Source organism: Shewanella sp. SACH (assembly GCF_001887095.2).
GTDB lineage: Bacteria > Pseudomonadota > Gammaproteobacteria > Enterobacterales > Shewanellaceae > Shewanella > Shewanella baltica.
In genome coordinates, this window is record NZ_MPDG02000002.1 from 883,136 (window position 1) to 893,609 (window position 10,474).

At 47.7% G+C, this 10,474-nt stretch carries 9 protein-coding genes and 1 tRNA gene; 3 read left to right on the forward strand and 7 right to left on the reverse strand.

Annotated elements, in window-relative coordinates:
• Nucleotides 1-77 (forward strand) — tRNA-Arg (locus BM607_RS11760).
• 627 nt (nt 78-704) lie between these two features.
• Here the strand turns inward: BM607_RS11760 and BM607_RS11765 are convergent.
• The 3 genes from BM607_RS11765 to pepA all read right to left on the reverse strand — a co-directional run bounded on the left by BM607_RS11765 (nt 705) and on the right by pepA (nt 5,956).
• Nucleotides 705-3,581, reverse strand: a complete 2,877-nt coding sequence (locus BM607_RS11765) for a valine--tRNA ligase (protein ID WP_071938332.1) — start codon at nt 3,579-3,581, stop codon at nt 705-707.
• Between the two features lie 20 nt (nt 3,582-3,601).
• Nucleotides 3,602-4,105: a DNA polymerase III subunit chi gene (locus BM607_RS11770; RefSeq protein ID WP_071938331.1), complete on the reverse strand. Its 504-nt coding sequence runs from the start codon at nt 4,103-4,105 to the stop codon at nt 3,602-3,604.
• A gap of 342 nt (nt 4,106-4,447) precedes the next feature.
• On the reverse strand, nt 4,448-5,956 hold the full coding sequence (gene pepA, locus BM607_RS11775; RefSeq protein ID WP_006082597.1) for a leucyl aminopeptidase: 1,509 nt from the start codon (nt 5,954-5,956) through the stop codon (nt 4,448-4,450).
• 243 nt (nt 5,957-6,199) lie between these two features.
• On the opposite strand from pepA, the gene lptF reads away from it, so the two are divergent.
• Nucleotides 6,200-7,312: an LPS export ABC transporter permease LptF gene (lptF, locus tag BM607_RS11780; protein WP_006085769.1), complete on the forward strand. Its 1,113-nt coding sequence runs from the start codon at nt 6,200-6,202 to the stop codon at nt 7,310-7,312.
• Nucleotides 7,309-8,367, forward strand: coding sequence for an LPS export ABC transporter permease LptG (gene lptG / locus BM607_RS11785; RefSeq protein WP_006085768.1), 1,059 nt, complete (start codon nt 7,309-7,311; stop codon nt 8,365-8,367). Before lptF ends, lptG begins: the two co-directional genes overlap by 4 nt.
• 127 nt (nt 8,368-8,494) lie before the next feature.
• Here lptG and BM607_RS11790 read toward each other — a convergent pair whose 3' ends face one another.
• Genes BM607_RS11790 through BM607_RS11805 form a run of 4 tightly spaced genes read right to left on the reverse strand, consistent with a single transcriptional unit; the run spans nt 8,495 to nt 10,190 of the window.
• Nucleotides 8,495-9,004: an RDD family protein gene (locus tag BM607_RS11790; protein WP_006082594.1), complete on the reverse strand. Its 510-nt coding sequence runs from the start codon at nt 9,002-9,004 to the stop codon at nt 8,495-8,497.
• 54 nt (nt 9,005-9,058) lie between these two features.
• The gene (locus BM607_RS11795; RefSeq protein WP_071938330.1) at nt 9,059-9,316 is read right to left on the reverse strand and encodes a DUF2960 domain-containing protein; all 258 of its coding nucleotides are present in this window, start codon (nt 9,314-9,316) and stop codon (nt 9,059-9,061) included.
• A gap of 29 nt (nt 9,317-9,345) precedes the next feature.
• The gene (locus tag BM607_RS11800; protein WP_006082592.1) at nt 9,346-9,696 is read right to left on the reverse strand and encodes a DMT family protein; all 351 of its coding nucleotides are present in this window, start codon (nt 9,694-9,696) and stop codon (nt 9,346-9,348) included.
• On the reverse strand, nt 9,693-10,190 hold the full coding sequence (locus BM607_RS11805) for a GNAT family N-acetyltransferase (protein ID WP_071938329.1): 498 nt from the start codon (nt 10,188-10,190) through the stop codon (nt 9,693-9,695). The genes BM607_RS11800 and BM607_RS11805 overlap by 4 nt, the downstream gene beginning before the upstream one ends.
• Nucleotides 10,191-10,474 lie beyond the last annotated feature (284 nt).

Below are 10,474 nucleotides of genomic sequence, written 5' to 3' on the forward strand. Positions count from 1 at the left end.
GCGCGTGTAGCTCAGCTGGATAGAGTACCTGGCTACGAACCAGGCGGTCGGAGGTTCGACTCCTTCCACGCGCACCATATAGATAAGCCCTGCAAGCAATTGCAGGGCTTTTTTATTTTTAGTCTGTAGTGGTTTAACTCATTATTGCTTTATCCGTTTCGGCTTACCTCTCTTTACCTCTCATCTCTTGGTTTACTTATCCTTCGGCTGATCATTCTATGGCTTAGCTATCTTCGGTTTAGCTTTCTTCAGTCATTTCGCTTTTAACACTTCTCTTTCTAGGTTCTACTCACTAAATAATCTGTTTTTGCCTGTGTCCAGAGTCTATGACGACATTAGATATCCATGTCAGCACTCAATGTCAGCTCTCTCAGTGCAGCCTCGAGAGGTATTAGCTGCTCTTTGGTCTGCATGTGTGTTGTTTGCTCATGCAGGCAGTGATGGGCGACTTGTGAGCTCATGAGCGATAGACCACGGGGAGTGATTAAGATGAATGGTGAGGTGGTTTCAACGCGGTGCAGTAAGTTAAAGGGCAGTGTTGAGAATGGGTTTGGATTTAGTACTGCATCTGGCTCAAAAGCGAAGATGAAGGCTCATAATCGCTCATAGATTGCAGCGATATAGATACAAGAAGGGCAGCCTAGTGGCTGCCCTTCATTCAGTTAGAACCAATCATAACAAGTGAATCAGAGTAAATGAGAAGCTTAAGCTTCTAACTTAGCGAACTCTGATTTTTGTTCGTTGAGCTTGTCCATGTCACGCTTGAGATCGGTCATCTTAGCGCGCTCTTTGTCGATAACCTCGGCTGGAGCTTTTGCCACAAAACCTTGGTTCGACAATTTGCCTTCGATGCGAGCGATCTCTTGGCCGAGTTTTTCAAGCTGTTTGTCGATACGGGCCATTTCGGCGGCGACATCGATTAAGCCTGCCATAGGGATCAGCAGCTCCATTTCGCCAATCAAACCTGTAGTCGACATAGGCGCAGTTTCGCCATCAGCTAAAATGGTCATGCTTTCTAAGCGGGCAAGTGTGGTGAAGAAGGTTTGGTTGGCTTCAACACGGGCTTTATCCTGTGCGCTAACACCACGAAGTAGGGCATTTAGCGGTTTAGATGGGGCAATGTTCAGTTCGGCGCGAATGTTACGCACGGCGGCGATCACTTGCTTAACCCATTCTAAATCGGCCATTGCTGCGCTATCGACTTTAGCGGCATCAAATGTTGGGAACGGTGCCAGCATGATGGTATCACCAGCGACACCAGCTAACGGTTTAACGCGCTGCCAGATGGTTTCAGTGATATACGGCATCATAGGGTGCATCAGGCGTTGCATCGCTTCGAGCACTGTCACTAAGGTGTGACGGGTGCCGCGCATTTGTGCTTCAGTGCCGTTTTGCAATACCGGTTTAGTTAATTCTAAGTACCAGTCACAGAACTGGTTCCAAGTGAACTCATACAGGGTATTGGCTGCTAAGTCGAAACGGTAAGCTGTCATGTGATCGTCAAAGGTCTTAACGGTTTGATTGAACAAGCCAATAATCCAGCGATCGGCCAACGACAGTTCCATTTCGCCGCCTTTGTGCTCTGGTGAGCCTGGGCCGCAATCTTGATCTTCTGTGTTCATCAGCACGTAGCGTGAGGCGTTCCATAACTTGTTACAGAAGCTACGGTAACCGTCTAAGCGCTTCATGTCCCAGTTGATGTCACGACCCGTTGATGCCATTGCCGCAAGCGTAAAGCGCAGTGCATCTGTGCCGTGGGCTTCGATACCATCGGCAAATTCTTTGCGAGTGCTCTTTTCAATCTTGGCTGCCAGTTGTGGCTGCATCATGTTGCCGGTACGTTTCTCAACTAAATCTTCAAGTCCGATACCGTCGATCATATCTAATGGATCGAGTACGTTACCCTTAGATTTAGACATCTTGTTACCCGCTTCATCGCGGATAAGGCCGGTCACGTAGACAGTTTTGAATGGAACTTGTGGCTTGCCGTCTTCATCTTTGATGAAGTGCATGGTCATCATGATCATACGGGCAACCCAGAAGAAGATGATGTCAAAACCTGTCACCAACACGTCGGTTGGGTGGAAGGTTTTTAAATCTTCTAAATTGTCAGGCCAACCTAAGGTTGAGAACGTCCACAGGGCTGAGCTGAACCAAGTGTCCAGTACGTCTTCGTCTTGGCGCAGTGTCATTGAGTCGGCGATATTGTGCTTAGCACGGACGTCGGCTTCGTTGCGGCCGACATAGACTTTGCCGTTTTCGTCGTACCATGCAGGGATGCGGTGACCCCACCACAATTGACGCGAAATACACCAGTCTTGAATGTCACGCATCCACGAGAAGTACATGTTCTCGTATTGCTGCGGCACAAATTTAATGCTGCCATTTTCAACGGCTTCGATAGCGGTTTTCGCCATTGGCGCAACAGCCACATACCATTGGTCGGTCAGCATAGGCTCGATAACTACACCTGAACGATCGCCGTAAGGCACTTTCAAGGCGTGAGGCGCGATTTTTTCGAGCAGACCTAAGGTGTCAAATTCGGCGACGATAGCATCGCGCGCTTTAAAACGGTCAAGTCCGGCAAAACGTTCAGGCAGGCTGCCATCGAGCGTTTTGTTAAAGGTACCGTCAGAGTTCACCACTTCGGCACTTGCACGAATGGCGGCATCTAAGGTCAGCACGTTGAACATTGGCAGGTTGTGACGTTTACCGACTTCATAGTCGTTAAAGTCATGGGCTGGGGTGATCTTCACACACCCTGTACCAAAGGCCATGTCGACGTAATCGTCGGCCACGATAGGAATGCGGCGGTTAACAATCGGCAACAGAATAAACTTACCGACTAGCGCTTGATAGCGTTCATCATCGGGATGCACTGCAACTGCACTGTCGCCGAGCATAGTTTCTGGACGCGTGGTAGCGACTTCTAAATAGTCTTTACCATCGGCAGTCAGTTCACCGTCGGCCAGTGGATAACGCAGATGCCACATGTGGCCCTGTTTTTCTTTGCTTTCCACTTCTAAATCAGAGATAGCTGTGTGCAGCTTTGGATCCCAGTTGACCAAACGCTTACCGCGATAAATCAACTCGTCTTCGTACAGACGTACAAACACTTCTTGCACGGCCTTAGATAAGCCTTCGTCCATAGTGAAACGCTCGCGGTCCCAATCAACCGAAGCGCCCATACGACGTAGCTGCTTAGTGATAGTGCCGCCCGATTGCGCTTTCCATTCCCACACTTTATCCATAAAGGCATCGCGACCTAGGTCATGGCGATTTTTGCCTTCTTCGGCTTCAAGCTTACGCTCAACCAACATTTGGGTGGCGATACCCGCGTGGTCGGTACCGACTTGCCATAGGGTATTTTTGCCTTTCATCCGTTGGTAACGGGTTAAGGTATCCATAATGGTGTCTTGGAAGGCGTGGCCCATGTGCAAGCTGCCCGTCACGTTTGGTGGCGGGATCATGATGCAATAATTGCCTTGGGATTCATCGCCGTGTGGCTTGAAGTAACCTTGCTCTTCCCAGTTTTGGTAAAGAGTTTGCTCGATGGACTGCGGATCGTATGTTTTTTCCATGGGAACGTGTCTGTCTCAAACTAATTAAGTGGATGTGTTGCTAAGTCTTGGGTCTGTAAATTGACCCCTAAGCCGCGATACTGTCGATAACGTTCGCGAGCGACCGCTTTATGCTGATCGTCATTGGCAACAAAATCGATAATGTGGCCAAAGTTTACCGCAAATGGGGGCGCTTGGTCTGCAAGATTAATCAGAACTTGGCGACTTTTGTTGGCGCCGAGGCGATCAAAACCAATTTCTACCGGCGATCCCGTCATCGGGCCTTCACCTTTGAGGTTATGAGGTACAAAGGCACTTGGCTCAAACTGCCATAAAAGTTCATCAATCGCATGGGCTTGCTGCTTATCTTGGCAATGGATATAGACCCATTGTTGCTTCACAAAAGCCTGCTGCGCTAGTTGGCATGCCAGAAGATGCATCTCGCAAAGCGCAGGGTTTGCATTCGCGGTTGCAACAGGTGAATCAACCTTGGCCTTGGCAGGTGATGCCACTGGCGGCATGAGATAAAACAGCACTTGAGTCATGATTTCAATGCCTTGCTTCACTTGTTTTAGTGGCGAACGAAAGCAGCAGTTTACACTAAAAGTCAGTATGGGTTAATGCTTGGGGCAAACCTTGCGCTGAGCTTTTATCTATCACTGTCTTACGGGACTTAATGGGATGCTTTCAAGTCACTTATGATGACTTAGGTTTTGTTGTTACCTGTTGAAAATATTATTTAATTGTTTCTGTCTTTTAGGTTTTCTAACTCAAGTCCTTATTCAGGAGATTGATTTTCAGCATAAAAAAGCAAATAAAAAAGGCGAAGATTTTCATCTTCGCCTTTGATTTATCTGGTCTTTAAAACACTAAGACCAGATAGTCGGCTATTCGCCGAGTTCAACGCCAGCACGATTGATCAGGAACTGAGTCAATAGTGGCACTGGACGACCCGTAGAACCTTTGTTAGCACCGCTATTCCAAGCTGTACCTGCAACGTCTAAGTGAGCCCAGTTGTACTTTTTAGCAAAGCGCGAGAGGAAACATGCTGCTGTGATAGCACCTGCTGGACGACCACCTAAGTTGGTCATGTCAGCAAATGGACTGTCGAGCATATCTTGATACTCATCCCACAATGGCATGCGCCATGCGCGGTCACCACTTTGCTCACCGGCACTTAATAGCTCGTGTGCCAGTGGGTTGTGCGATGAGAACAGACCCGATGCGTGTTTACCAAGGGCAATCACGCATGCGCCAGTCAGGGTTGCAGTATCGATAACCAGTTCAGGATCGAAACGCTCAACATAGGTCAACACATCACACAAGACTAAACGGCCTTCAGCATCGGTATTTAACACTTCAACGGTTTGGCCTGACATAGTGGTCAGAATGTCACCTGGACGGTAAGCATTACCCGATGGCATGTTTTCACAGCCAGCCAGAATACCCACAACGTTGATAGGTAACTTCATGTCACAGATAGCTTTCATGGTGCCGATAACACCTGCTGCGCCGCCCATGTCGTACTTCATTTCGTCCATGGCTTCGCCAGGTTTCAATGAAATACCACCCGAGTCGAAGGTTAACCCTTTACCGACTAATACGATGGGTTTTTCAGTGCTATCGACAGCGCCCTTGTATTCCATCACAGTCATGATGGATTCGTTGGCACTGGCGCGACCGACTGCAAGGTATGAGTTCATGCCCAGTTTGGCCATTTGCTCTTCACCAATAGTGGTTACATGCAGTGTGTCGTGTATTTCAGCCATTTGGCGAGCTTGAGAAGCTAAGTAGGCTGGATTACAGATGTTAGGTGGCATGTTGGCCACATCGCGACATAAGTGCATGCCGGCAGACACAGCCATACCATGCTCGATGGCGCGCTCACCTAAGGTTAATTCACGGCGAGTGGGGACATTGAACACTAATTTACGCAGTGGACGGCGAGTTTCACCTTTGCGGGTCTTCAGGGCATCAAAGCTGTAAAGACTGCTATTGGTGGTTTCAACCGCCTGACGTACTTTCCAATAAGTATCGCGGCCTTTCACGTGCAGTTCAGTCAAGAAGCAAACCGCTTCCATTGAACCTGTTTCGTTAAGGGTGTTGATTGTCTTAGTGATGATTTGTTTGTATTGGCGTTCGTCTAGTTCTCGTTCTTTGCCACAACCCACTAATAATACACGTTCACTCAATACGTTAGGAACATGGTGCAGCAACAACATCTGGCCAGGTTTACCTTCCAGATCGCCGCGACGCAGTAGGTTACTGATATAACCTTCGCTAATTTTATCTAATTGCTCCGCGATACCCGACAGACGACGGGGTTCATAAACACCGACCACGATACAGGCTGAGCGTTGTTTTTCGGGGCTACCGCTCTTTACGCTAAACTCCATGAGCACTCCTAGATTCTTAAAGACAAATTTTTATATTTATTGGATAATGTCTGCTTGTCCCGAAAAGGGCCTAAGTTATTACTCCAAAGGTGATTTATTCTCGGCGCTTGAGTCACGCATTTCGTGACGTTAAGTTTACCTAGAACCCCTGAAGCTGGTCAGAAAACTATCAAAAGTAAACAGTTTACATGAAAGTTAGTCTGTTACCAGCAAAAAGATAAGTTTAGAGACCGGATCCTGCCTGTGATTGTATTTAAATACCTTATTCGAGAAGTTTTAAAGGCACAAATTGCGGTACTTTTAGTGCTGTTAACTATTTTTATTAGCCAGCATTTCGTGCGTATACTGGCCGATGCCTCCGACGGCGATTTTCCCGCCTCTTTAATCATGACACTGATTGGGCTTAACTTGCCTTATCTGGTGATCTTAGTCCTACCGTTAAGTTTGTTCTTGGGGATTTTACTGGCCCACGGCCGTATGTATTCCGAAAATGAGATGGTCATTCTCCACGGTGTTGGGGTCAGTGAGTGGTATGTCACCCGCGTGACGCTGATTCTTGCCGTGATCAATATGTTGTTTACCGGCTATTTATCCCTTTATGTCGCCCCTTGGGCAGAAGAGCAGCAAAACCAAGTGCTCGAAAAAGCCCAGTCCGAAGCCGGGCTTGCGGCCTTAGTACAAGGGCGTTTTCAGGCGAGCCCGAATGGTCGCGCGGTATTATTTGTCGAACGTATCGGTAAAGATAACGAGTTAGATAAGGTGTTTGTGGCCCAGTTGCCAGACCCTGATGACGAAACCGGCGTCACCAATGTGGTGGTGGCCAAAGGTGGGCGAGTGCAGGAAGATAGCTCTGGTGCTCAGCAATTGAACCTGAATGATGGCGTGCGTTATCAAGGCAGCCCGAAGGCGAAGGACTACCAAATGATCGAATTTGGTGGTTATAAAATGCAAATTAAAGAGCAGCAAGTCGACGAGCGTCGGCGTAAGTTATCTGCGCTGCCTGTCGATGAACTCGTAAAAATCGAAGGGGCGGAAGCCGTTGCCGAATTCCATTGGCGTCTTGCCATTCCGCTGGCGATTCCGATCATGACCTTGATTGCGGTGCCACTGGCGCGGGTGAATGTGCGTCAAGGTAAGTTCGCTAAAATGTTCCCTGCAGTACTCTTGTACCTTGGCTATTTTGGCCTCATGGTCGCCGGACGTAAGGCATTGCAAGATGGGATTATTCCATTGTATTTAGGCATGTGGTGGATCCATATTTCAGCGCTCTTGATGGGGCTGTTCTTGCTCGGCAAAGATAGGCCTATATTTAGTCGTATCTCGACCCTGTTTGCCCATAAGAAGGTGGCGGCATGAAGATATTAGACCTTTATATCGCCAGAGTATTGTTAAGCACTTCAGCGCTGTGTTTGCTGGTGTTGACTGGCTTGTCGGGCATCATCAAATGGGTTGACCAGCTGCGTTTAGTCGGTCGTGGCACCTACAGCATGATGGATGCGGGCATCTATGTGTTGTTTTTAGTGCCACGGGACATCGAAATGTTTTTCCCTATGGCCGTGTTGCTGGGCGCGTTGATTGGCATGGGAATGCTGGCATCGAACTCTGAACTTGTGGTGATGCAAGCTTCTGGCATGTCACGTTTGCAGATCACTATGTCGGCGATGAAAACCGCTGTGCCCTTGATGTTGCTGGTGATGGTGTTAGGGGAATGGGGCGCACCGATTGCTGAGCAAAAGGCTAATGAGTTGCAAGCCATTAAACTCTCAGGCGGGAGTTTAATTAAGTCCCATCGCGGTATTTGGGCAAAGGACGGTGATTTGTTCGTGAACATTGGTGAAGTTGAAAACATCAATAAACTCAACAACATTACGCTTTATAAGTTCAATAGCGAACTCAAGCTCACCAACGTTGTGCATGCGGACCGCGCGGTGTTTTCCCAAGACCGTTGGCGTTTATTCGACGTCAAACGTACTGATTTAAGCTATGAGAAAGTCGTGCTTGAATATCTGGAAGAAGATCAATGGCAGTCGAGTTTAACGCCGGATAAACTCAGTGTGGTTTCGATTAAACCTGAGGCGTTATCTATCCGCGGTCTAGTCGGTTATCTCGATTACCTTAAGACCAACAGCCAAGATCCGAGCCGTTATGAGCTAGCGCTGTGGCGCAAGGTGATGCAGCCGGTGACTGTTGCTGTGATGATGTTAGTGGCACTGTCGTTTGTATTTGGGCCGCTGCGAACTGTGACTATGGGCGCGCGGGTATTGCTCGGGGTTGTGGCGGGTTTCAGCTTTTATATCAGTAATGAGATTTTTGGTCCTATGAGCATAGTGTATGAGTTACCTGCCTATGTGGGGGCTGTGGCACCAAGCTTGCTGTTTACCGGCGTTGCCTTCTACTTTATCCGGCGATGATACTCATCTTATTACTCCCCATTTAGTTTATAAGAATAGTTTATAAGAACAGTCCCTAAAAAATAGCCCATAAAAAACGACGCTTTTGCGTCGTTTTTTTATGCTAACAATTTACTAGAAACTAAACTTAGGCGCCGTGCCAGTTACGCATTTGGTTGGCTTCTTTAGACAAGACAACCACTTCTGAGCGGGTCATACTATCTTGTAGGGCAAGCTTATTGCCATTGATGAGGATCCACAGATTACCAATGCCGAGCAGTGACCAAACAATACGCGCATAAGCTGTGATCATGCTTAAGTTTTGGCCGTTTGGATGTTGAATCTTAAGCCGCCAAGCGCGCATCCCTAAGGTTTGACCGCCCTTACTCCAGAATAATGCGTAGAATGTGCCGACACACAAGACGAGCCAGAGTTGGTAAATACCGTGGTAAATCGGTGTGCCATTGAGCGCGTCAGAGACATGCTCAAAGCCATTCATGCCAGCCAATCCTGAAGCCGTAAGGCCGTAGAAAATGCCAAAGCCCACAGCGCCAGAAACCATATAAACGGCCACGGCTAACAGCGAATCGTAAACGGCAGCACCTAAGCGGCGAAAGAATCCCGCACGGGGAAAGTTAGCATGTTCGGTATTGAGCATCACAGTGTCCTGTTTTTAAAGTGCTTAAAGCGAATACAAAAATGAATAACCTGCCTAGGCTTCGGGTTCTTCGTCTCTAACAAAGTGGATATTGCTAAAGCCAAAGCGGGCAAATTCTACTTTTCTGAATTCTTTTTCAGCCTTAGCACCCTTGCGCGACGTCATGGCGACTTGTTGCTCCATGGCCAAAAACTTGGTCAGATCGATACCTTCGGCTTCGGCCACGGCTTCATATAAATCATGGTGTTTGTCGTAGCTAAAGGCGATGGTTTTAGTCGTACCTTTGAAGGTATAAGTGACTTGACGGGCCATGGGGGAGCTCTCCTGAAATAAGTCTGAAATTAATTAAATTCACTTCTAAAAATAAAATACACAGCACCTAATATGCACAATCCTGCCCACAGATAATCGAGCTTCAATGGCTCTTTCATATAGAAATAGGCAAAGGGGACGAACAGACTTAAGGTGATGACTTCTTGTAAAATTTTTAACTGGCCGACATTCATGACCGTGTAACCGATACGGTTAGCGGGCACTTGCAGCAAGTATTCAAATAGGGCGATGCCCCAACTCACTAAGGCGGCGATAATCCAAGGTTTTGAACCTAAGGTTTTCAAATGCCCGTACCAAGCAAAGGTCATAAAGATATTGCTCAAGCAGAGTAAACCAATAGTCGTCAGGGTTGGATTCATCTTTCATCTCTATGATTAAATTTATAAATCATATACATGGCATCGTCGGTATAGCTGCCAAGGCACTTGTCTATGGCCTGAGGCTTAAAGCCCATTTTTAGCCAATAACTGTCGGCGCCTTGAACGGCAACGAGGGACAAGGAATTGAGATTATATCGATCCGCCAGCAGTGTTAAGCGGGTGAGTGCCTTAGCACCTGCGCCTAAACCTTGGGCTTTGGCTGAAAGCGCAATATCGTGCAGGTATAAAGTATCAGCCTTAGGTAAATGGGTGATGGGCTGATAGAGCGCTGGCGGCATATTGGTGGTCCAAGGGTGAGCCAAGCAATAACCGACAACTGAGTCATTTACTTCGAACACAAAACAGGACTGTGGCGATACCTGCCATTTACTTTGCAGCACGTGCAATGGCTCAGGATCCAATTGTGAGTAACACTCATCTTGGATTGCTAAAATGGCATCCCAATCCTGTGGGGTGATTGCTCGCAGTAACATGGCCGACAATTATCCTGTTTCAAAAGTCCTGTTGAAGGAACTCCGTTGAAAGAGTCCTGATTCAAATAAGCTCGGCATTATAACCTCAAGCGGCTTCAAAATGCAGGCTCCAGCGGCAATATAAAGCGCTTTAAAACCCGTATAAACTGAGCTTTCAGCGCTTGTATACCCAAACAACCTGAAGATGCAGGATTCAGCGGGAGTTTAACGCACTTTAGGCAAGGCCATTTATTGCTCCTGCATAAATGGCATTCACGCCATCCATGGCGATTGCGGTTATTTGC